Source organism: Nocardia sp. NPDC049149 (assembly GCF_043197455.1).
Taxonomy (GTDB): domain Bacteria; phylum Actinomycetota; class Actinomycetes; order Mycobacteriales; family Mycobacteriaceae; genus Nocardia.
Genome location: NZ_JBICTD010000005.1, coordinates 762,139 through 784,961 on the forward strand (window position 1 = coordinate 762,139; position 22,823 = coordinate 784,961).

The 22,823-nt window shown below is 68.3% G+C and carries 18 protein-coding genes; 10 read left to right on the plus strand and 8 right to left on the minus strand.

Annotated features, from left to right (window positions below; genetic code table 11):
* Positions 1 to 67 precede the first annotated feature (67 nt).
* The 5 genes from ACGFNJ_RS23805 to ACGFNJ_RS23825 all read right to left on the minus strand — a co-directional run bounded on the left by ACGFNJ_RS23805 (position 68) and on the right by ACGFNJ_RS23825 (position 5,501).
* Positions 68 to 1,300, minus strand: coding sequence for a serine hydrolase domain-containing protein (locus ACGFNJ_RS23805; RefSeq protein WP_393451994.1), 1,233 nt, complete (start codon positions 1,298 to 1,300; stop codon positions 68 to 70).
* A gap of 41 nt (positions 1,301 to 1,341) precedes the next feature.
* Positions 1,342 to 1,980 carry a DUF4097 family beta strand repeat-containing protein gene (locus ACGFNJ_RS23810; RefSeq protein WP_393451997.1) on the minus strand — a complete coding sequence of 213 codons (639 nt, stop codon included), beginning with the start codon at positions 1,978 to 1,980 and terminating at the stop codon, positions 1,342 to 1,344.
* A 182-nt stretch (positions 1,981 to 2,162) separates the two neighbouring features.
* Positions 2,163 to 2,798, minus strand: coding sequence for a class I SAM-dependent methyltransferase (locus ACGFNJ_RS23815; protein ID WP_393452000.1), 636 nt, complete (start codon positions 2,796 to 2,798; stop codon positions 2,163 to 2,165).
* 76 nt (positions 2,799 to 2,874) lie between these two features.
* Positions 2,875 to 4,296, minus strand: coding sequence for a hypothetical protein (locus tag ACGFNJ_RS23820; RefSeq protein WP_393452003.1), 1,422 nt, complete (start codon positions 4,294 to 4,296; stop codon positions 2,875 to 2,877).
* Positions 4,297 to 4,622: 326 nt separating this feature from the next.
* Positions 4,623 to 5,501: an alpha/beta fold hydrolase gene (locus tag ACGFNJ_RS23825; RefSeq protein ID WP_393452006.1), complete on the minus strand. Its 879-nt coding sequence runs from the start codon at positions 5,499 to 5,501 to the stop codon at positions 4,623 to 4,625.
* A gap of 115 nt (positions 5,502 to 5,616) precedes the next feature.
* On the opposite strand from ACGFNJ_RS23825, the gene ACGFNJ_RS23830 reads away from it, so the two are divergent.
* From ACGFNJ_RS23830 to ACGFNJ_RS23845, 4 genes are all read left to right on the plus strand, one after another.
* On the plus strand, positions 5,617 to 8,970 hold the full coding sequence (locus ACGFNJ_RS23830) for a BTAD domain-containing putative transcriptional regulator (protein WP_393452009.1): 3,354 nt from the start codon (positions 5,617 to 5,619) through the stop codon (positions 8,968 to 8,970).
* Positions 8,971 to 9,238: 268 nt separating this feature from the next.
* Positions 9,239 to 10,405: an alpha/beta fold hydrolase gene (locus ACGFNJ_RS23835; RefSeq protein WP_393452012.1), complete on the plus strand. Its 1,167-nt coding sequence runs from the start codon at positions 9,239 to 9,241 to the stop codon at positions 10,403 to 10,405.
* 85 nt (positions 10,406 to 10,490) lie between these two features.
* Positions 10,491 to 11,495: an adenylate/guanylate cyclase domain-containing protein gene (locus tag ACGFNJ_RS23840; RefSeq protein ID WP_393452015.1), complete on the plus strand. Its 1,005-nt coding sequence runs from the start codon at positions 10,491 to 10,493 to the stop codon at positions 11,493 to 11,495.
* Positions 11,496 to 11,553: 58 nt separating this feature from the next.
* On the plus strand, positions 11,554 to 12,318 hold the full coding sequence (locus ACGFNJ_RS23845) for an RluA family pseudouridine synthase (protein WP_393452270.1): 765 nt from the start codon (positions 11,554 to 11,556) through the stop codon (positions 12,316 to 12,318).
* Here the strand turns inward: ACGFNJ_RS23845 and ACGFNJ_RS23850 are convergent.
* Positions 12,315 to 12,959 (minus strand): TIGR03086 family metal-binding protein, encoded by a 645-nt coding sequence (locus ACGFNJ_RS23850; protein WP_393452018.1) that lies wholly within the window; start codon positions 12,957 to 12,959, stop codon positions 12,315 to 12,317. The two genes, ACGFNJ_RS23845 and ACGFNJ_RS23850, sit on opposite strands and share 4 nt — an antisense overlap.
* 80 nt (positions 12,960 to 13,039) lie before the next feature.
* On the opposite strand from ACGFNJ_RS23850, the gene ACGFNJ_RS23855 reads away from it, so the two are divergent.
* Both ACGFNJ_RS23855 and ACGFNJ_RS23860 read left to right on the plus strand, forming a co-directional pair.
* Positions 13,040 to 13,477: a MarR family winged helix-turn-helix transcriptional regulator gene (locus ACGFNJ_RS23855; protein ID WP_393452021.1), complete on the plus strand. Its 438-nt coding sequence runs from the start codon at positions 13,040 to 13,042 to the stop codon at positions 13,475 to 13,477.
* A 163-nt stretch (positions 13,478 to 13,640) separates the two neighbouring features.
* Positions 13,641 to 14,420 (plus strand): metallophosphoesterase, encoded by a 780-nt coding sequence (locus ACGFNJ_RS23860; protein ID WP_393452024.1) that lies wholly within the window; start codon positions 13,641 to 13,643, stop codon positions 14,418 to 14,420.
* 8 nt (positions 14,421 to 14,428) lie between these two features.
* Here the strand turns inward: ACGFNJ_RS23860 and ACGFNJ_RS23865 are convergent, their stop codons facing one another.
* Positions 14,429 to 15,487, minus strand: a complete 1,059-nt coding sequence (locus ACGFNJ_RS23865) for an AraC family transcriptional regulator (RefSeq protein ID WP_393452027.1) — start codon at positions 15,485 to 15,487, stop codon at positions 14,429 to 14,431.
* Positions 15,488 to 15,571: 84 nt separating this feature from the next.
* Between ACGFNJ_RS23865 and ACGFNJ_RS23870 the strand changes: the two genes are divergently transcribed.
* The 4 genes from ACGFNJ_RS23870 (at position 15,572) to ACGFNJ_RS23885 (ending at position 20,845) form a co-directional block, all read left to right on the plus strand.
* Positions 15,572 to 17,038: a flavin-containing monooxygenase gene (locus tag ACGFNJ_RS23870; protein ID WP_393452030.1), complete on the plus strand. Its 1,467-nt coding sequence runs from the start codon at positions 15,572 to 15,574 to the stop codon at positions 17,036 to 17,038.
* A gap of 45 nt (positions 17,039 to 17,083) precedes the next feature.
* Entirely contained in the window at positions 17,084 to 19,210 is a 2,127-nt protein-coding gene (locus tag ACGFNJ_RS23875; RefSeq protein ID WP_393452033.1) for an ABC transporter ATP-binding protein, read from the plus strand.
* Positions 19,210 to 19,950 carry an energy-coupling factor transporter transmembrane component T family protein gene (locus ACGFNJ_RS23880; protein ID WP_393452036.1) on the plus strand — a complete coding sequence of 247 codons (741 nt, stop codon included), beginning with the start codon at positions 19,210 to 19,212 and terminating at the stop codon, positions 19,948 to 19,950. The genes ACGFNJ_RS23875 and ACGFNJ_RS23880 overlap by 1 nt, the downstream gene beginning before the upstream one ends.
* 238 nt (positions 19,951 to 20,188) lie before the next feature.
* The gene (locus ACGFNJ_RS23885) at positions 20,189 to 20,845 is read left to right on the plus strand and encodes an ammonium transporter (protein WP_393452039.1); all 657 of its coding nucleotides are present in this window, start codon (positions 20,189 to 20,191) and stop codon (positions 20,843 to 20,845) included.
* 187 nt (positions 20,846 to 21,032) lie between these two features.
* On the opposite strand, the gene ACGFNJ_RS23890 is transcribed toward ACGFNJ_RS23885, so the two are convergent.
* Positions 21,033 to 22,523 (minus strand): lipase family protein, encoded by a 1,491-nt coding sequence (locus tag ACGFNJ_RS23890; RefSeq protein ID WP_393452042.1) that lies wholly within the window; start codon positions 22,521 to 22,523, stop codon positions 21,033 to 21,035.
* Positions 22,524 to 22,823 lie beyond the last annotated feature (300 nt).

The window sequence follows — 22,823 nt, forward strand, 5'->3', positions numbered from 1 at the left end:
GCAGATTCGCCGCACAAACAGAAAGGCCCGCCCACTGACCGAAAGGTTCAGTGGGCGGGCCTTGTCCTCAGAGGCAGGAACGGACCGCCTCGGCCAGACCGGTCGCACGCGGATCGTCCGGCGGGAAGCTCCAGTGGTTGGTGACGTAGCCGAAGCCGACACCGGCGTCCGGGTCCGCGAAACCGATCGATCCGCCGGAGCCTGGGTGACCGAACGAACCCGGCCCGACCATCGGCAGTATCACGCTGGACCGCATGAAGCCGAGTGACATGTAGAAGGAACGGTCGGCGGGGATGTCCAATCCCGGTGGCAGCCCGTACATCCGCGTCTTGTCGGTCTGGACGGCGGTCATCCGCTCGACAGTGGACGGATCGAGCAGCCGCACCCCGTCGACCTCGCTCACCGTTGCCGCATACATCCGTGCCACCGACTGTGCGTCGGCGACCATGTTCGCGGCCGGGAATTCGGCTGCGCGCCAAGGACGCTGGGTGAAGTAGTCGGACGCGTTGTCGATGGCGCCGCCGAGTTCGGCCGCGCGTATCTGGATCGAGCCAGGACTGAACATGGTGGCGATCCATGCGGTGACCGTCTCCTCGTCGAGCCCGGACGTCGCGACCATTCCCGCGGTCAGCTCCTCCACGCTGAACGGCGCGGCGAATTCGAGCTTGGCCAGCCGTGATTCGTGTTGCTCAGGCAGCCCGATCCAGGCGCTCAGTCCGAGCGGAGCCGCCACCTCGTCGGCGAAGAACGTGCCGAGCGACTTCCCGGAAATACGGCGCACGACCTCACCGACCAGGAACCCGAAAGTCATAGCGTGGTAGACGTGTTCGGTCCCCGGCTGCCAGAGCGGCTTTTGCGCCTCGAGCGCGCGGATGACCGGATGCCAGTCGAGCGCCTGCTCGTAGGTCAGCGGTCCGTCGACCACCGGCAGGCCTGCCTGGTGGGAAAGCAACCAGCGCACCGGAATTCGTTCCTTGCCCGCGGCGCCGAACTCCGGCCAGTACTCGACCACCGGTGCGTCGAGATCCAGCTGACCGCGCTGCGCAAGCAGATGGGCACAGATCGCGGTGGCGCCCTTGGTCGTCGAGGCGACCTGGACGATGGTGTCCGCGGTCCACGGCCGGTTCGCCGCACGATCGGCCTGACCTTCCCACAGGTCGACGACTTTGCGGCCACCGACGTAGACGCAGCACGCCGCGCCCACCTCGCCGGGTTTGCCCGCGAAGTTCGCGCGGAACGCGTCGGCGACCTTTCCCCAGCCGTCCTCGACACCGGATGTCCTGCTTGCAGCGCTTGTCATGACGTAGTCCTTCTTCAGAGTCTCGGTAGCTTCAGATCGGTTCAGACCAGGGCGGCGTGGCGGATGATGATGTTGCCGAAGGAGTTACGGGCGTGGACGCGGACGGTTTCGGCGTTGGTCGGGTCGACCGGTTGCATCAGGTTCTGCACGGTGCCGCTGGTGGCATTGACCTCCAGCTGCACGGCGCTGCCCGCGGCGATGCCGATCTCGAGCTCGCCGTAGGAGGTTTCCAGCCGCAGCTCGCCTGCGGAGGCCTCGTGAATGTGGATGTCGCCCTTGGCGACCTTGGCGCTGACCGCACCGCGGGGGCGTTCGACGGTGATGTCGCCCGCCGCGACTTCGAGATCGGTGTCGGCGAATTCGCCGATGGCCACCAGATGGCCGACGCCGGAGCCTGCGGTGAGCCGTGAGCCGGTGGGGACCTCGATGAGCACCTCGATCGAGGGGTTGCCGCCGAAGGGGGTGTGGGTGCGCCAGTCCTTGGGTGCTTTGACCGTCAGGATGCCGCCGGTGAAATCGACACGCGTCTGCTCGGCGGCACGCACATCGGCCTTCTTCGAAGGATCCGCGGGGTTGACCTGCACGACGGTGTCGGTGCGGTCCGAGGCCCGCACGGTGAGCTCACCGGAGAGGATGTCGGCGATGACGGTGATCGGAGCCACGGTCTGGAAAGTAGGCATTGCAGTACTCCTTGCTGTGACAGCCCCTGCGGCCGGTGTGGCCGTGAGTGCTGCGTTGTCGATGTGAGTACTTTCGCCAGACCGGCTGATACCGACCTGACAGCGATCTGACACGCCGACTGACACGGAAGGGGGCCAGCAGACCTCGCATAGTTGCGACCGACCGCAAGGTCGGGGACGACTCAGGCGGGACGGCGGCAGTAGACGAACACGTGCGGCTCGGGGGTGGCGCCCTCGAGGTCCGGGGTGAAGGTGGTTTCCCGTGCTTCGAGGACTTCGAGGCCTGCGCTGCGGAGGCGGTCGAGGAGGTCGGGCGTCGCATAGCTGCTCACCACGGCGGGGTGGCCCATGAAGACGATGTCGACCTGTTCGAGGTCGGCGGGGACGGTGGCGAAGATCAGGTAGCCGCCCGGGCGCAGCCAGCTCGCCATGCGAGCAAGGGAGGCGTCGATGTCCGCGCGAGTCATTTGCAGCAGCGGGAAGAACGCGCAGACCGCGGCCAGACTCGAAGGCTCGATCGAGTATTCGCGCACGTCCGCCTGATGGAAGGTGGCACAGGGGACCTGCCGCTTGGCGGCATCGATCATGACAGGGGACACGTCGATGCCCACCACCCGAAACCCGTTGTCGGACAGGGTACGTGCGGTGGGCACCCCAGTGCCGCTGCCGACGTCCAGCACCTGCGCGCCCGCAGGTAAGCGCGCAGACAACCACTCGAGTGCGGCGCGCTGCTCGGGAAGGTCCCGGTAGGACCGTTCGTACTCGGCGCCGAGGAGGTCGAAGAGGCGAGCCGCAGGCAGCGGAGCATCGGACGTCATGGATCTCAGACTCCCAGAATCCTCCGTGCCGAGCAGACGGTTACGCGGAAGCCGGAGCGGATCGCGGTCGGCCCGGCTATGCGCCGGGGTCGCTCGTATCGATGCGGAGCGGGTGTAAGCCCCAGGAGGCGGCGACCTTTGTTGCTTGATTTGCTAATTCCGTTGCGGAACGGGACATCTCCGGTTTGAGGCTTTCCAGGTTCCAGTGGATTCGTTCGCCGGCTTCCGAGAGCCAGGTCGCCAGTGCGACAGGCTGTTTGGTGGCAGTGGGGAGATCGAGGCCTTGAACCACTGCGCGCTTCATGTGCAGTAGCGGGGTGGACTCGCGGAGTTCTGGGGCGACGAAGTCGTCGAGAACACCCATGTTGGAACACATTCCGATGGTGATCGGTGGGGTCTCCAGCAGCCGGTGCACGACACCCTCCGGCAGGAAGTCGATCAGGTCAGGCGGCATCTGACGCGGGCGTGAGAGAACGCCACCACCCACCGTGTCGGCGGCGGCGAACGCGCCCTTGCTCGCCGCCCGCAGCGCGGTCAAGTTGTGGTTGTCCAGCCAGTCGCGCTGCACCACCACCGGCACCCTGGTGAAGGAGTTCGCGTCACTTTGGTTGTGCTCGCGCAGGATTCGGACAGCGGGCGTGAGCACCGGCGGAATGCCGTCGATGAGCGGGCAGTTGCGCAGCAGGTCAGCGGTGAGCGCAAGGTACAGCGTGTTGGCGGTGCCGCCGTCGCGCGCCGCGATCGCCCGCCACTGTGCCGCGTCGAAGGTGAGCACCGCCGACTGCTCCTGCCATTCGGCGGAACCCGGCGCGGCCTTGGGTTCCCGGGTGGTCAACGCGGTGAGGATGGCCTTGCGATGCAGTGGATCCTGGTTTGCCCGCCGCATCTCCGAAAAGACCTGCCTGGCAATGGCAGTGGCGCGGTGCATACCATCGGCAACTTCATCGCGGAAGCCGACAGCGGTGGCCAGCGCACCCTTGGTGGCCCGTCCCGGATCGACAAGCCCGGCCTCGGCCATCAGGCCCGCATGACCATCGGCGACCGCGTGCGACTTGCTGAGGCAGACGATCATCCCACCGGAGGTGGTCGGCACGGCCGACAACCGCCAGCCGTAGCCTGCGTCGGGATCGAGCGGGAACTGCGCCTGACGGTTCGCCCACGCCATGGCGTCGGCCTCCGGTATCGCCACCGATTCCACCGACAGTGGCAGCGCCGAATCGGTCGGCACCCAGCGCGCGCGGGCGAACGGCACCGCAGGGCGGCGCACGCGGCGCGTCAGCGGCCCCGCCTTCAGCAGTGTGTACATCGCATTCAACTGCGCATCGGAAAGCCTGTGCTCGACCAAAGTCAGCGTCTGAGTAATGACGGGCAGTCCATAACCGTGATGCAGCCGCAAGAACGCCTTGTCGGTGAGATTGACGTAAACCGGGCTGGCTCCGCCATTTCGGAGAGCAGTTTTTCGTCCGGTCTGCTTGCTGTCGCGAGAGATGGTCGCCATCGTCGCTCCTGGTGAGATGCTGCCCGCTTCCGATCAATCGCCCCGGGCCGTGGATTACTGACATACACGCAGGTGGAGCCGCATCCGCGGCGCTCGACCGCTGCGTCGATCTTGCCTCCGCCATTCCTGCGGCCGATACGGACAACATTGTCATCGGCGCCGCACAATTACGGACAAACCACCGGTAGAAGCGGAGAGGATTCCTCGACTACAGGTGCTCGTCGCCAATGTACAACCACCACTCGGAGAATTGGCGAGTGATGATTACCACATCAATATCGCGTCAACATTTCGGCCGGATATTCGGCTCGTCGCGACGAAATCCGTCAACGCGCGAGCAATGCGCGCACGGCATCGGTGACGGTGGCAGGCGACTCCTCCGCCATGAAGTGACCACAGCTGACGGTGTGGTGCTTCAAGTCGGGTGCCCAAGCGCGCCAGCGACTTTCGGCATCGAAGCCGAGGACGGCGCCCCAATCCTGTTGCAGGACGGTGACCGGCATGCGGAACTGGTTGCCCGCGGCGCGATCGGCCTTGTCGTGCTCGAGGTCGATGCCTGCGGACGCGCGGAAATCGGCGACGATGCTCGGCACCGCGGCGGCACTGGCGTGCAGATAGGCAGCGCGCACCTCGACCGGGATCGCGGCGGGGTCGGCGGACCAGCCGTCGAGAAAGTGGCCGAAGAAGGCGTCGGGAGCGGCGGCGATCAGCTGCTCGGGCAGGCCGGGCGGCTGCGCCATCAGGTACAGGTGGAAGCCGACGGCCGCCGTGACACCGCGCAGCACCTCCCACATGTCGAGGGTGGGCAGCGTGTCGAGGGAGGCGAGGTGGGTGACGGCGTCGGGATGGTCGAGTCCGGCGCGGATCGCGACCAGGGCGCCCCGATCGTGCCCGGCGAGCGCGAACCGCTCGTGCCCGAGGGCGCGGGCGACGGCCACGGTATCCGCGGCCATGGTTCGCTTCGAGTAGACACCGCTGTCGGTCGCCACCGGCTTGTCGCTGTCGCCGTAGCCGCGCAGGTCAGGGCAGATGACGGTGTGATCGGCGGCCAGGTCGGCCGCGACGTGCCGCCACATCAGATGGGTCTGCGGGAACCCGTGCAGCAGCACGATCGGGCTGCCTGCCCCACCCACCGCAACGTTGAGCTCGACGCCGTCGGCGACGGCGATTCGCTGGTAGTCGAATCCGGTAATCTTCGATGTCATCGGGTGTCCTTCCAGTGTTCGTCGGTGACACCGGACAGTCTTTTCCGTGGCACTCAGCATCCGGTCAGCAGCGACTGAGTACGGCTGCTCGCATCGAAAGGATCGGACCCGTCGCGTGGCGCAGCTGAGCTTCGGGGTGCTCGGTCCCCTTCGCGCCGAACGGGCCGGGTCGACTCTGGCGTTGAAAGGACCCCGGCATCGTGCGGTGCTCGCGCGCCTGCTCGTCGCGCGCGGCCACGTGGTCTCGGTGGACCAGCTGATCGGCGACCTGTGGGAACAACCGCCGCGCGGTGCGGTCGGCGCGATCCAGACCTTCGTCGCCGATCTGCGCAGAGCACTCGAGCCGGAGCGCCAGGCCAGGACCCCGGCCGAGATCCTGGTGACGGCCGCGCCAGGCTACGCACTGCGCACCGCGCCGGATGCCGTGGACGCGGACCGCTTCGCCGCCGCCGTCCGCCACACCACCGAGCTGCTGGCTGCCGGGCAGCCCGACGGCGCGTTGTCGACGATCGATGCGGCGCTCGACCTGTGGCAAGGACCTGCCTACGCGGAGTTTGCCGAACAGGGTTGGGCGCGTGGCGAAGTCGACCGGCTCGACAACCTGCAACAGCTCGCCGTCGAACAGCGCGCCGCCGCGCTGGTCGAGCTCGCGCGTCCTGCCGAGGCCATCTCGGGACTGGAAGCCCTCGTCGCCGAGCACCCGTTGCGCGAACACGCTTGGCAACTGCTCGCCGTCGCCATGTACCGATCCGGCAGGCAGAGCGACGCTTTAGCCGCACTGCGGCGCATCCGCGAGCTGTTGCGCACCGAGTTGGGCGCCGACCCTGGTCCCGAGCTGCGACAAGTGGAAGCCGACATCCTGGCGCAGGCACCCCATCTGCTGCCGACGACCAAGACCACTCGAACCGCCGTGCGTGGAACGGGTTTCGTCGGTCGGAGCTCGGAGTTGGCGGCGCTCCACCGTGCCGCCGACCACGTCGTCCGGCACGGTCACGCACAGTTGGTGTTGCTGACCGGCGAGGCAGGTGCCGGGAAAACCGCACTGGCAGAGGAACTCTCGACCGCATTGGCGGCCGACGGCTGGATCACCGCACGGGGTGAGAGCCCAGCCGACCTCGGCGTGCCGCCGGGCTGGCCGTGGAACAGGATCGTCGCCGCGCTGACCGCCGCAGGAGTCGCATCACCCCCGGCGAATCCGGCAGGTGCACCGCCCCTAGCGGATACACCGGCTCCAGCAGGTGCACCGCTCCCCGCGGATACATCGATCTCGGTAGACGCACCGCCCCTGGCGGATACACCGTCCCCCACCGACGCGCCGTCTCCGACGGGAGCACTGACCCCAGATACGCCCGCCTCGATGGATCCGGCCGAGGCACGGTTTCTGTTCCACCGCAACGCAGCCGAGCAACTGGCCGCAGTGGCACGCCGTGCACCTGTGCTGCTGGTATTCGACGACGTGCACAACGCGGGTGCCGAAACCCTCGACCTACTCACCGCGCTGATCGTCGGCGGCATCGCGGGCCCGGTGCTGGTGCTTGCGACCTACCGCAGCACGGAGATCGGTGGCGAATTGACCGCGGCGCTGGGCAAAATGGCGAGAACCGAACCGGTCCGGGTGTATCTGACCGGACTGTCCGAGGCCGATACCGATGCCCTCGTGCGTGCGATCGCCGGACCCGACCTCGCGGCGGCCGCCGCGGCGGGAATCCACCAGCGCAGCAACGGCAATCCGTTCTTCGTCCGGGAGTTGTCCAGGCTGCTCCGCGACGAGGGAGCGGCGGCGCTCGACACCATTCCGGCCGGTGTGCGCGAGGTCATCCGGCATCGCCTGGCACTGTTGCCGCAGCCCGCCCAGACCGTGGTCGCCCAGGCTTCCGTGCTCGGCGAGGATGTCGATCGCGAGATCCTCTTCGAGCTGGCCGACGACGCAGAACGCACTATGGACAGCCTCGAAACTTCGCTGGCAGCAGGTCTGTTCACCGAGCGCCCCGACGGCACGCTGCACTTCACCCACACCCTGGTGCGCGACACCGTCTACCGCGACATCAGCGGACCACGCCGCGCACAGTGGCACGGCCAGATCGCCGCACTGCTCGAAAGAACAGGCACCGCAGAGGTTTCCGTGCTCGCGCACCATTTCACTCGCGCGCACAGCCGAGCCACCGCGGCCGCCGCCGCTCGATACGCGCGCGCCGCCGCGCTCGACGCCGAGCAGAAATTCGCCATCGCCGAGGCTGCACGCCAATGGCGAGCCGCCCTGGACGCTTTCGACCGGATGCCGGAGCCCGACCTGTCCGCACAGCTCGAGGCCACCACCGGACTCGCCAGGGCACTGGCGGTGACGGGTGGGCTCGCCGAGGCCCGCCACTACCGCGGACTAGCCGTCATTCGGGCTGAGCGGCAGGGTGATCCGACGCTGACCGCCCGCGTCATCAGCGCGTTCGACATCCCCGGCGTGTGGACAACCAACGACGATCCCGAGCTGGCAGGCCGACTCGTCGCGGCTGCCGAACGCACCATCGCCGTGCTGCCCGCCGACCACCGCGAGCTGCGCGCACGGTTGTGCACGACCGTGGCGATGGAACTGCGCGGCGCCGCCGACGACCGCGGCCTGCACGCCGCCGCGGAGGCCGAGACGATCGCCAGGGGGCTCGGCGATCCAGCGCTGCTGGCGTTCGCGCTCAACGGCCGTTTCATGCACACCTTCCAGCGAGCCGGACTGAGCGCGGACCGCGCCCGCATCGGCGCCGAACTCATCGCGCTCGGACAGCAGCACCGGCTACCCACCTTCGCGGTGCTCGGCCATCTCATCGGCATCCAAACAGACTGCGCAACAGGTGCTCTCCCCGCGGCGGCGGCCAACGCGACCGCCGCGGACCGGCTCGGCGCCGAGTACGAGTTGCCGATGGTCGGGATCTTCACCCGCTGGTTCAGCGCGCTGCGCACCGCGATCACCGGCGCTCACGACGAAGCGGCAGCCGCTTACCGGTCTGCGGCCACCGGGCTCGCGGGCAGCGGCATGCCGGGCGTCGAACATGGCCTACTCCCCCTCGCCCTCCTCTGCCTGCGCCTACGGCACGGACTGGCCCTCCGCGACGACTTCGCCACCGCCGCATGGGGACCACACGAGCCATGGGTCCGGCCGATCCTCCTGCTGGACAAGGGCCTTCGCGACGAAGCAACCGTAGCCCTGCGCGCGACACCGGAATCCCCGCGAGACCTGCTGCTCGAGCTGCGCACCTGCCTCACCGCCCGTGCCGCCGAAGCGCTCGGCGACGAACCCTTGATGCGCCGCTGCTACGACCAATTACTCCCTGCCGCGCAGGAACTCGCCGGGGCGGGCACCGGGCTACTCACGCTGGATCCCGTCGCCACCTACCTCGCCGAACTTGCCACGGCCCTCGGCGACTCCGCAGCCGCAGCGCGGCATCGTCGGCAAGCGGACACGCTCATCCGTCGCGCACGCTGACCCGGCATCCGGACACTCACGGGACAAGCAATCGCTCTTGCTCGCCCACCTCCCCGTTCCACGCACCGATGCGGCCGCCAGGACCGCCACAGCCTTCCGAACAGCAGAGATCGAACTGGACACGGTCCGCCAGCCCCTGGCGCGCGGCAGCAAAGCCGCGCGTAACGTGTGGTTGCTTACAATTTGCTGCGCCGCGATGTGGTAGCTACACAACCGACCTAGTCTGACGTTAGCTGGACGATCGTCCAGTACGAAGGAGAAGGCTTCGATGCGGGTAACTCGTGGGTGGAAGGGCGCGGTGGCAGTGGCCACGGTGTCGGCTGGCGTCGCACTCGGATTGCAGGCCGCGCCTGCGCTCGCCGCCTCTCCCGGGACGTTGATCGACGCGATTCCGCAGGCCGACGGCTGGCGTGGCATGTCGGGCGGGTCGGTGGTCACCTACTGGATGACCGGGTCGGACGGGACGGCACGGCAGGCAAGCGGGGCGATGTTCGTCCCCTCAGGCACGCCACCCGCGAACGGCTGGCCGATCATCGCGTTCGACCACGGCACCTCCGGGCTCGGCGCAGGCTGCGGCGGCCAGTCCGATCCGAGCACGGCCCCGGACACCCACTTCCACAACGAAGAAGACGGCATCATGCAGCACCTGCTCGCGCAGGGCTTCGCCGTGGTGGCGCCGGACTATCTCGGGCTCGGCTTGTTCAACACCGGACCGCACCCGTACTTGGAGTTGCAGACCGAGGCCACCGCCACCATCGACCTCGTCCGCGCCGCGCGCGCGGCCCGGCCCGAACTCTCCAAGACCTGGGGCGTGTTCGGCCTGTCGCAGGGCGGGCAGGCGGCGCTCGGCGCCGGCCACCTGCAGGCGACCTACGCTCCCGAGCTGGACTTCCGCGGCACCATCGCGGTGGACCCCGCGTCCGACATCGAAAAGGTGCTTCCCGCAGTGGGACCCGACTTTCCCAGCTTCCCCGACTCGGACGAGTTCGTCGGGTTCTCCTCGATGATCATGACCGGACTGCGCAGCACCCACCCCGAGGTCGATTTCGATCAGTACCTGACCCCGCTCGGCCGCGCCGTGCTCGACGACATCGCCACGCTCTGCAAGCCGCAGATCGAGGCGCGGGTGCACAACATCGGCCTCGGCCAGCTGATCTCGAAACGGTTGTCCGACAGCGGGCTTCGTGCCGCATACAACTCCTACCTGACCGTGCCGACCAGCGGCTACGACGCCCCGATCCTGTTGCTGGTCAACGCAACCGACAGCACGGTGCCCTCCCCGCTGCACGCCACGCTGGCGAGCGAGTTCGCCGCCAACGGCGTCGACTTCCAGACCGTTGCCGGCACCGGGACGCACACCCAACTCGATCCGCAGATGTGGTCGTCCATCGACACATTCGTGGCCCGCATTCAGGCGACACCCACGCAATCCTGATACGGGCAGTGCCGCGCACTGTGAGCTCACCCAATCGCGGCGGTGTCCGCACCGGACGGTCCGCCGGTGGTCGTAAGGTACGGGAATGGTGCCCACCGAGAAGTCCGAGCAGGTGCAGGCGATCGTCGAGGCCTATCTGCTCGACGGACCACGGAAGTACAGCCGCACCGAGGTCGCCGAACGGTCGAAGACCAGCACGGCAATCACCAAGCGGCTGTGGACGGCCCTCGGCTTCCCCGCGGGCCTGGACGACGACGCCGTCGACTACGCCGAGGCCGATATCGCGGCCGTCCGGAATTTCCGCTCGCTGAACATCCTGTCCGCCGCCGATTCCCGGCAGCAGGCGGCGACCGCGCGCACCCTCGGCCAGGGCATGGCGCGACTGGCCGAATGGCAGGTCGACCTGGTGCTCGCCGAGATCGGTGCCCGCATCGCCGCCGCGGATCCCGACGCCGACCCCGAGGAAACCGTGCGCAGCGCGGCCGAGGGCACCCTCACGACGCTCGAACACCTCAACACCTATGCCTGGCGCCGCCACCTCGCCGCGGCGCTGTCGCGCTCGCTCGACCCGGGCACCTCGGCGGGCGAGACGGTGCGCGACCTCGCGGTCGGCTTCGCGGACATGGTCGGCTACACGCGGCTGACCAGGCACCTGCACCCGGACGAGCTCGCGCTGCTGCTCGAGTCGTTCGAATCGACCACCACCGCCGCGATCACCGAGAACAGCGGCTGGGTGGTCAAGAACGTCGGCGACGAGGTCATGTTCGCCGCGACCAACGCCGTCGCCGCGGCTCGCATCGCGCTGGCCATCCAGGAGTCGACGATGATGGTCGGCGGCACCCCCGAACTGCGTGTCGCCGTCGCCTACGGGCCGGTGCTGCAACGATTCGGCGACCTGTACGGCTCGGTGGTGAACATCGCGTCCCGCCTCACCGGTGTCGCCAGGCCGGGCACGGTGCTCGTCGACGACGAGGAAGCGGCCGCCCTCGCCGGCGAAGCGGAGTTCGAGATCAAGAACCTGCGCAGTGTCCGCGTGCGCGGCTTCAACCGCCTGCGCCCGCATGTGCTGCGCCGCAAGGGCAACGGCTAGGACAGGGCACCACATTCGCGGCACAGCCGAGCCGCACTTTAGGCTCGTGCCAGTGGAAATGGACTGGTCCGAGCTGCGCGCGCGATTCCTCGTCGAAGAGGACGCGGCGATTCTGGCGCTGCACAAACCCGCTGGCATCTCGGTCACCGGGGAACGGCACGACACCGACCTGGTCGAGCTGGCGGCCGCGGCGGGCGAGACGCTCTACCCGGTGCACCGGATCGACAAGGTGACCTCCGGCCTGGTGCTGCTCGCCAAGGAGCTCGGCGCGCACGGCCAGCTGACCAGGCAGTTCAACAAGCAGACCGCGGACAAGGCGTACCTGGCGATCGTCGAGTCCACCGAGCTGCCCGACGCAGGCGTGCTCGAGCTGCCACTGAGCGTCGGGCGGAAGAACCGTGTTCGCATCGCGGCGCCGCGCGAGAGCATCCGCCGGGTGGCCGACCGCTGGTTCGTCGAGGACGCCGACCTGCTCGACACCAAGAACTACCCGTCGCGGACCGACTTCGTGACGGTGCTGCGCCGGGCCGGGCACTCGGTGCTCGCGCTGCGCCCGATCACCGGCCGCCGCCACCAGATCCGGGTGCAGCTGGCGTGGATCGGCGCGCCCATCGTCGGCGATCCGCTCTTCGACAAGTCGGGGGCCAACGCGCGGACCTACCTGCATTCGTGGCGGCTCGGCCTCGCGGCGCCGTGGCGGACGCCGCCGGAGCTCGCGCTCGCGGCGACGCCCGACGCGGACTTCTGGCGGCCGATCGACGCGGCGCCGCACGAGTCCGACGAATTGCTCAGTCGCGCAACCGAACTGCTTGGGGCTGGCTAGCGCGACCACTCCGGCGACCGGCCGAGCATCGCGACGATCCGGTCGAGCCGATCCGCGCTCGACCACGTCACCTCAGGACCGAACGCGGCACCGGGAGCCAGGCGAATCTCGCCACCGGGTACGGCGCTCGCGACTGGATACGCGGCATCGATCAGCTCGTCGTCGAACTGCACCGGAACGCCCAAAGTCTTTGCCACGTCCCAGGAATGGACGACGTAGTCGATGAAGTGGAAGCTCAGCACCTGCGCACCGGAGAACCGAAAGTCAGTGGTGAATTCCGGGAGCAGGATCTGCCGTTCGACAACGCCCGGCTCGGCGAACGCCGCGACGACCTCAGCCGCGGCGTCCCGATAGTCGCGCACCGGGTCCGGCCCGAGCGGGCGGGTCTTCCATGACGCCAGGTCCTCGGCACCGCGGACCGCCGCGGCGAAGCCGCGGTGCTGGGCGATCATGTGCGTCAGCAGGCCGTGCAGCGTCCAGTCGGCGCACGGCGTCGGTCTGCGCAGGTCAGCACCGGTGAGCTGGGCGACAAGGTCAACACTCACCTGCACCGCCCTTGCGTCCAGCGTGACGAGATCTACGTCGTTGCCCAATGAGTCGAGGGTGCGCAGTTCGGTACGAGTATCCGGATCAATGGCCATCGCGCTGCTCCTAGTTATTTGATAAGTATGAGCTTATCGTAAGCGTGAGCTTATTAAGTAGCAACCAGTATTTTCTACCCATGCCAGAAGCACGCCGCCCGGACCTCGCCGCGATGATCGCGCCACTCGGCCGCGCGCTGATGACGGCGGAACTACCTGTGCTGGAACGACATGGGCTATCGATGTGGGCATACGCCGTGCTCCTCGGACTCGGCAAAGAACCCGTCTACACCCAGGCGGCACTGGCCAAGGCGATCGGCGCGGACAAGACGCGCATCATCGGCGTGCTCGACGAACTGCAGCGGCGCGAACTCATTCGGCGCGAACCGGATCCGGCCGACCGGCGGGTGAACCTGCTGTCGCTCACCCACACCGGACGGACCCTGCGCGACCGAGCGCAGAGCGATATCCAGGAGCAAGAGAACCGCCTGCTCGCCCACTTGCCCGCCGCGGATCGACGGTCATTCCTGCGGTCGTTGCAGACGTTGACCGCCCTCGTCACCGAGCAGAGCGAATGACGCCGCTATGACCGCGAACACAAACCGCAGCACACGTTTCCGCCGGTGGCGAGCCTCATGGCGACGCACAACACGCAGGTCAACTAGTCTTGTTGGGTGCCGCGCGCGGGAGGCGGGCACACTCTGACGCAACGGAGCGATCCCCCAGAGAAAGCGAACGCCGATGATCCTGGTGGCTCAGGTCAGCGACACACATTTCGATCTCGGCTCGCGCAATGCCGAACGAGTCGAGGCGGTGCTGGCGTTCCTCACCGGCCTGCGGCGCACGCCGGACGCGATCCTGCTGACCGGTGACGTCACCGACGCGGGCAAGCCCGAGCAGTACGCGCAAGCCAAGCTCGCACTGGCGACCGACATTCCGGTGTACGCGATCCCCGGCAACCACGACGATCGGGCGGCGTTCCGCACCACCCTGCTCGGCGAAGCCGCCTCGGACGCACCGATCAATCACGCTCACCGGATCGGCGATCTGACCGTCGCACTGCTGGATTCGAGCATTCCAGGGGAACCGAGCGGCAGGCTGTCCGAGGAGACCTACGCCTGGCTGCACGACGTGCTCGCCACCGCCCCGGCCGACAAGCCGGTGCTGCTCGCGCTGCATCACCCGCCCGCGCACCTGTTCAGCCCGGTCGTCGACGAGATCGCACTGGCGGAATCGGAGAAGCTCGCCGAGGTGGTGGCGAACGACCAGCGCATCGTCGCGGTGCTCACCGGCCACGCACACTCCTCGGCGACAACGACTTTCGCGGGCAAGCCGCTGCTGGTCGCGCCGAGCACCGCGTCGGTGCTCGGCGCCGACTGGGAACTCGAGCTGCCCGACCACGTGATGGACTACGCGCCGGATCCCGCCGTCGCACTGCACGTCATCGATGAGACACACAGCCTGACAACGCATTTCCGCAGCGTCCCGATGAGCGGCTGGCTCGGCGTCCCGCCTGCCTGACCGTCGCCTCAGCGACGGACCGCGCGCTCGCGGCGGTAGGCCGCAGGCGTGGCCCCGGTCCAGCGCTTGAACGCGTAGATGAAGGTCGAGGATTCAGCGTAGCCGAGGCGGATCGCCACATCGCTCACCGAAAGCGGTGTGGTGGTGAGCATTTCCTCGGCCAGCGCTCGGCGCACCTCGTCGAGCAGGGCGCGGTAGCTGGTGCCCGCCGCGTCGAGGTGGCGGCGCAGGGTGCGCGTGCTCATGTTGAGACCGCGTGCGACGGAGTCGATTCCGGGTGGCGCGGTGAATCCCTCGGCGCCGCCGGGCACGAGCAGCTCGCGCACGTCGGCGGCGATGCCGGTGCGGGCGCGGCGGCGATGCACCAGATCCCGGCACTGGGCAAGGCACATCGCCCAGGTCTGCTCGTTCGCCTGTGGCAGCGGCTGATCCAGCACCGCGGGATCAATGGCGAACAGGTTGCGCGGCTGGCCGAAACGCGGCGCCACCACGGTGACCTCTTCGATCCGATCGGCGTAATCCGGTTCGGGGAAACAGAACTCGGCCCTGGCCAACGGTAGATGCCTGCCGAGCAGGTCGCTCATCACCTGATGCATGGCAGTGACGTCCCGCTCGACCAGGAACTGGCGCACATCGGCCGGAATCAACTCGTCGTGCACCCAGGCGACGAACTCCCCCGCCCGCCATTCGGCGACCGGCAGGCAGAAGGTGAAGCTCAGCTCCAGATACCGCAGCGCGAACGAGATCGCCTCGCCGAGGGTCGGGCTGCTGACGCAGGCAAAGCCGAAGATGCCGAACGTGGTGATCCGGTAGCGGCGACCGATCTCGACCCCGAGTGCGGGCCGGTCGGCGAGCTCGCGCACCAGATTGCGGATCACTGCGAGCTCGATCTGCGCGTCGATTTGGGCGTCCGGATCGCGCAACAGCGGCTCGGTCAGGCCGGTGCCTGCGAGCATGCGCGTGACGGGCACGCCGTGCTCACCGGCGTAGCCGACCATCAGCGCCACGCTGGCGATGCCGCGTGGAAAGTTCCAATCGCGGATTCCCGGATCCTGCACCCGTCCCACCCGCCCAGTATGGCCGGATTTGTCGATCGGTTTTCCGGACGCCCCCTAGAGTGGAACTATCTGCAGTGCTGTGAGGAGTGTCACATGACAACCGGCAACCGGCCATCGGTCCTCATCATCGGCGCGGGCTTCGGCGGCATCGGCATGGCGATCGAGCTGCGCCGCAACGGTTTCCACGACATCACCATCCTGGAACGGGCCGACGATCTCGGCGGGGTCTGGCGGGAGAACACCTATCCCGGCGCCGCATGTGACGTGCCGTCCCCGCTTTACTCCTATTCGTTCGAGGCGAAACCGGACTGGCCGCAGCGCTACTCCGGGCGTGACGCCATCCACGCCTATCTGCGCGGCGTCGCGGAGCGCAACGGGGTGCTCGACGCGATCCGGTTCGGCGTCGAGGTGACCGATGCCGAATTCGACGACGCGGCCGGGCATTGGACGGTCCGCTCCGCGGACGGGAACGCCAGGACGGTGGACATCCTGATCTCGGCGGTCGGCCAGCTGTCGCGGCCCGCGCTGCCGCAGATCCCCGGCATCGACACCTTCGCGGGCCAGGCGTTCCACTCCGCCGAATGGGCGCACGCCGTCGAGCTGACCGGCAAGCGCGTCGCCTGCATCGGCACCGGCGCCAGCGCCATCCAGTACATCCCGGAGATCCAGCCGAAGGTCGCCGAGCTCACGCTGTTCCAGCGCACACCGGCCTGGGTGATCCCCAAATTCGACACCGACTACTCGCCGATCCAGCACAAGCTCTTCGCCAAGCTGCCCGGCGCGCTGCTCGCCGAACGCTTCGGCTGGTGGGCGATTGCCGAGTTCGTCTCGCTCGGCCTCGTCGAATTCCCGGCCATCACCAAGCTGGTGTCCGGCATCGCCGAGCGGCATCTGCGCAAGCAGGTGGCGGATCCGGAGCTGCGGGCCAAGCTCACCCCCGACTATCCGATCGGCTGCAAGCGCGGGCTGTTCTCCAACGACTACTACCCCGCGCTGACGCAGCCGAACGTCACGCTGGAGACCACCGCGATCACCGAGGTCGTGCCCGAAGGGGTGCGCACCGCCGACGGCACCGTGCACGCGGCGGACGTGATCATCTACGGCACCGGGTTCAAAGGCACCGAATTCCTCTGGCCGATGAACATCTACGGGCGCGCGGGCCGCAAACTGTCCGACGCGTGGGCCGCGGGCGCGCACGCCTACTACGGAATCACGGTGCCGGACTTCCCGAATCTGTTCCTGGTCTACGGGCCGAACACCAATCTCGGTGTCGGCTCGATCATTTACATGATCGAATCGCAGACCCGCTATATCCGGCAGGCGGTGCAGTTGCTCGCCGACCGGCCAGGGCACTGTCTCGAAGTGCGCGCCGACCAGGAACAGCAGTTCAACACGGCCCTGCAGCAGCGGCTGGCGCGCACACCATGGAACTTCTGCTCGAGCTGGTATCGCAACGCCGCAGGCCGCATCACCAACAATTGGCCGGGCTCGCAGACCAGCTACCGCCGCCGCATCCGCACCCTCGACCCCGCCGACTACACCCTCACTCCGGCCGCCTGAGCGTCATCGTGACACGCCGAGCGCGGCCCCTGGCAGACTTGTGCCGTGAATGGACAGCCGATAGCTGACGGACCGGCCGAACGTGGGCCGCTACGACCGATCGAGCTGGCCACCGGCGCCGTGCTCGGCGGCGCCACCGTCGGATTGGTGACGATCGGCTCCGTCATCCCGGTCGCTGGCGCGCTGAACCTGGTCGCCGCAGTGCCGATGGGGCTGATCGCGCATCGCTATCGGCTGCGCGCACTCGTCACCGCCGCGGTCGCGTCGGCGCTGGTCGCCTTCGTCGCGACCGGGCTGGTCGCCACGGTCGGGCTGATGGCGACGGCGACGGTCGCAGGCATCATCGGCACCGCGAAACGCCGAGGTGGCGGGTTCCTCGCGATGTTCGGCCTCTCGATCCTGGCGAGCGCGCTGTGGGCGGGCTTCGCCGTCGGCATGTTGCAGTTGTTCTCCTCGGGGCGAAACCTGCTGTTCGACAACGTCCGCAACGCCTCGCGCGGCATCCAGAACCTGGCGGCGCGGCAGCCGCAACTCGAGCCGCTCGGGCGGACGGCCGCCGATCTCACCGATTCGGTGCTGCGCTGGTGGTGGGCCTGGGTCGGCGGCAGCGTCGCGACCGGCATGCTCGCGACCGCGATCTTCTCCTGGTTCGTGCTCGGTTCGGTGCTCGATCGCCTGGCCTGGCTGCCCGGCAGCGACCGGCTCGACGCGCCGCCGGACGAGCGGCCGATCGCGCCGTTGCCGGTCACGTTGCGCGGCGCCAGTTTCCGCTACCCCGGTGCGGTGCGTGAGGCACTGCGCGATATCGACCTCACCGTCGCGGTCGGCGAGTTCGTCGCCATCGTCGGGCACAACGGATCAGGGAAGTCGACGCTCACCAGGCTGCTGGCCGGGCTGCCACCGACCTCGGGAGCCGTGCAGCGGCCCGGCTCCGCGGGGCTCGGGCATCTCGGCGGCACGACGCTGGTGTTGCAGCGACCCGAAAGCCAGACGCTCGGCGTCCTCGTCGCCGACGATGTGGTGTGGGGGTTGCCGCCGGAACAGGCCGCCGAGGTCGAGGTCGACGCGCTGCTCGGCGAGGTCGGCCTGAATGGCATGGGCGAGAAGGAAACCGCGACCCTGTCCGGTGGGCAGCAGCAGCGGCTCGCGGTGGCCGCGGCGCTGGCCAGGAAGCCCGCGCTGCTCATCGCCGACGAGGCCACCTCGATGATCGATCCGGACGGTCGCCGCGAACTCGTCGAACTGCTTGCGGCACTGCCGAAGCGGCATGCGATGGCAGTGGTGCTCGTCACGCACCACGAAGCCGATGCCGCCGCGGCCGATCGAGTGATTCATCTCTCCGAGGGGCGGTCGGTCGAATTCCTGCCCACCTGGCCCAAGCCGGTACGGGACGCGCGACGCAGGCCGATGGGCGACACGATCCTCGAACTGCGCGGCATCGCGCACACCTACAACCGCGGAACCCCGTGGGAGGCACCGGCATTGCACGCCGTCGACCTGTCCGTGCGGCGCGGGGAGGCACTGCTCGTTGTCGGCGGCAACGGATCGGGCAAGTCCACCCTCGCCTGGATCATGGCGGGTTTGATCGCACCGAGTTCCGGCCGTTGCGAACTCGCGGGCAAGCCGATCGCCAAGCAGATCGGCCGAGTCGAGTTGGCCTTCCAGCATTCTCGGCTGCAACTGCAGAAACAGACCGTCGGGGCGGAGATCGCGGATTGGGGCGGGCGCGCGACCGGGTCCGGTGCGGTCGGGCGGGCGCTGGACGCCGTCGGTCTCGATCGCTCGCTCGCGGCACGCTCGATCGAGGAACTCAGTGGCGGACAAGCGAAACGGGTGGTGCTCGCCGCGATCGTGGCGAGTCACCCGCAGGTTGTCGTGCTCGACGAGCCGTTGGCCGGACTCGATCCGGCAGGCAGGGCCGATATCGTGGAACTGCTTGCGCGGCTGCGGGACTCCGGGCTGACGCTGATCATCATCTCGCACGACGTGGCGGACATGTCGGCGGTGTGCGATCGAACGGTGCACCTGATCGACGGGCGGATTCCGGCAGCAGACTCGGTGTCCGCGATCGCGGCGGTCACCGATCAGGTGGCCAGGCCGCACGATGCCCGGCCGGCGCCGCTGCGCTATCCGGGCGATGCCGCGCAGCACATCGAGCACGGAGGTCGCTGATGAGCACGGTGTTGTTTCGTCAGGTTCCGGTGGCCAGCCCCGTGCACAGCCTGTGGGCAGGCACCAAGATGATCGGCGCATTCCTGATCAGCCTGCTGCTGATGTTCCTGCCGACCTGGCCGGTGCTCGGCATCATGATCGCGTTCCTGGTGCTGATCGGCCTGCTCGCCCGGTTGCCGCTCGGCACGCTGCCGCGGCTGCCGTGGTGGTTCTGGGCCTTGCTCGTCGCGGGCGGACTGATCAATGTTCCGGTCGGCGGCCATGCCGTCCTGCGGTACGCACAGGTGGTGGTCTTCGGCCTCATCATGGTCGCCGCATCGTTGCTGGTTGCCTGGACGACGCCGATGAGCGATATCGCGCCCGCGCTGGCCAGACTCGGTGCGCCATTGCGCAAAATCCGTGTGCCGGTTGATGAATGGGCGGTCGTCGTGGCGCTCACGTTGCGCGGTCTTCCGCTGTTGATGGACGAGATTCGCGTGCTGCGCGCCGCGCGCAAGCTTCGTCCGAAAGACGGCGTTCTCTACCTCGCGACCGAGAACGCGCTAATCGATATTCTCACCGCGGCGATGGCCGTATCCACCCGGCGCGCAGGCGAACTCGGTGAGGCGATCACCGCGCGCGGCGGCACCGGCGAACTCACCGCCCACCCGGGTGCGCCGGGGCGTCGCGATGCCGTGGCGCTGATCGTCGTCACGGTGGTGTGTGCGGGCTCCTACGCCATGGGGATGTCCCTGACATAGCCCCGAACTGGGCAGACGGTATGTAAATAGCCTATTGCTATAACAGAATTCGCGGTTTCTTAAAAAGGAAAACTACCCAATAATTTTGGGTGCAAACCGCGGCCGGGGCGGTAGAGTTCTCTGCGGAGTAGCTGATCTTTTGATCACATCATTGGCTGCGCACCGTAGTGGGGGAAGGAATCGGACGTGCGTGGTGTTCTCCATTGCTTGAAACCTGATGAGGATAGGAACAACCCGGATGATTCTCCGCAAACTCACTGCGGCCGCCGTGCCCCTTGTCGCCGCGGTCGCGGTCGGCGCGGGCACCTCCTACGCACAGCCTGACGCCGCACCGGCAGCCGAGATCGGTTACGAGGCAAAGCTGGTGGGCGACAAGATCATTACCACGCTGACCGGTGGATCGTTCGAACTGGCAGGCAGCACCGTCAACGTCAACGACGCGGCGGGCAAGACCGTGGTCACGCTGCCACTAGCCTTCCGGCAGGACGGGCTGGAATACCCGCTACCGCATGCGGTCCGCGACGCGGGCCGCGTACTGGAGCTGACCGTGGTCAAGGACCAGGCCGCCGCACGTCCGGCGCCCGCGGCCGCGATCGCCTCGCCGTACGAGAACCAGCGAGCGCAGGATGCGTTCCTGTCGCAGTTCGGCATCGCCACTGCGGTCGGTGGTTTCATCGGCACCATCATCGGCGCGCTGGTCGGGCTGACCGGCATCGTCTCCGGGCCGGGCGTGATCGCCAGCGTGATCGCGGGTGCGGCCGTCGGCGGCATCATCGGCACCATCATCGTTGGCGGGCCGACGCTGCTCATCGCGGGCATCGACCTGATCAGCACCCTGGCCGCACCGCCGGGATCCACCAAGTGGATGGACGACACGGGCCGCTCGCGGAACTGATCACCGACGTTCCGACGCGCACCCGACACGGCGCGCACCACGATGTGGTGCGCGCCGTGTTGTTTTCGGGGAACCCCGTGCGCCGAGATTCGCACCCCTTCCGTGGATCCGCACTGCTTCTAGCAGCCCGCAAGCAGTGCGGATGCACAGAGAGGGTGCGGATTTCGTAGCGGAGGTGGGCGTTCGCCTATCGGGGGTGACAGCCGGGGGCGACAGGGACGCCTGCTACCCGGTCGGACAGGTAGCCCATGGCGCCGAGTGCTTCGCCTGCGGCGGCGGGGTTGTGGCCGGGCAGGGCGGAATGCACAAAAGTGACGTCGGGGCCCTGCGCGCAGTAGCGGCCGAGGAGATCGGTGAAGCCCGCCGCGGGGATCACGTCGTCGCTGGTGCTGTGGTACAGGTACATCGGAACCCTCGGGGCAGGGGCGCCGAGTTCTTGGGGGTCGGTGGCGGCGCGAAAGCTGGGGTGGGACAGCAGGTTCGGGACCGACGAGAAGTCGTCGACCCTGGCGTTCACATATTTCGAAACCAGGTCGGGGCCGCAGGCCGCGCCGTCGGCGGCCAGCATCGCGCGGCCACGATCGTTGAGCAGGTCCGCGATGCCCGCGCTCGGGTGGTCCCTGGTCGCCGCGATCAGGATGAGCATGGCCAGGCCTGCCTGCGGCGTGCCATCCACGTGCTGGGCGATGGCAGGCCAGTTGGCGGGGAGACCACCCGCGGCGATGCCGGCGAATCGGACGTCCGGCGCATACTCCGGCTGCATCTGGGCCGCCCAGAGGGTGGCGAAGGCGCCGCCCGAATAGCCCCACGCGACAAGGGGTGTCGTCGGACCGAGACCCGCGGCAGGCAGGTCACGGGCGGCGCGAATGCCGTCGAGCACGCCGCGTCCCGAGTTGACACCGTCCAGGAACCTGGCGTGCGGGCCCTCGTAGTCACTGGTCACCACGGCCCAACCGCGGCGCAGCGCATCGGCCATGAACGGGGTGTCGATCAATGCCTGCGCACCGCCGAGATCGCCGCCGCCCGCCAACGCATACGACGGCGCACAGCGGGTGCCGAGGCTGTCCTCGGCGATCTGATAGGACAGCAGCGGCCGCGGACCGGGACCGAACCAGGGCAGCATCGGCACCATGACGGTGGCCACATCGGCAATCGCCGCGCCGCCCGCGTCGGTGGATCGATACTTCACCTGCCACGTCGAAACCGGCAGCGGCAGACCGAACAACGCGGTCTGCCGCGACGCAACGATCGCGCCGTCGGGATAGGCGGCGATATCGGCGGGCGCGGCATAGAACGGATCCGCATCGGGCGGCGGCACCTGGGCGCGGGCCGTGCTGTGCGTCGTCAGCAGCGTCGACGCCAGCACCAGCAGCGTGGCGGCGGCCGCCGAGGATCCGACGCGGGCGAGCATCGCAGCGACGCGCCTGCCCGGCGTCCGGGGTAGCACGGGCGGTGTCGAGCTGTCGATTGCCGCTGTCCCACTACCGATTCCACCCGGAGTCGCCATGGCACGCAACCTACCTTGCTCCCGGCCGAACTCGGCGGCACACGTGTGCCGTTTCGCGGATGCCTGGGATTTGTTGCCGGAACGAGCTATTCGGCCGAGCCACGCCGAGCGCATCGGCCTGCCGCCGTCGGACGCTTCGCGATTCGCGCGCAGGGGATGGATCGTGCGCATGGTGGCCTCCGCTGTCCGGCGAGGCGCGATGCTGACGCGCCGGCGACTGGCCTGCACCGGCGCCTGCTGGCCTCGGGTCACTCACGGTACTGGCAGATCAGAGCCCCAGCAATGGGTGAAACAAGGTCAGTACCTCCGCCGCGGATGTCCGGCCCGATCGGCCGAAAGCGCCATGGGCACAATCGAATCGCGGCCAGATCCCGCTGCGGTGTCGAGCACGCATCGACGAGGAGTAGCTGAGCACGCGACCCGCCACCACCGTCGCACCGGAACCTCCCCGAAAATCCGCACCCCTTCTGC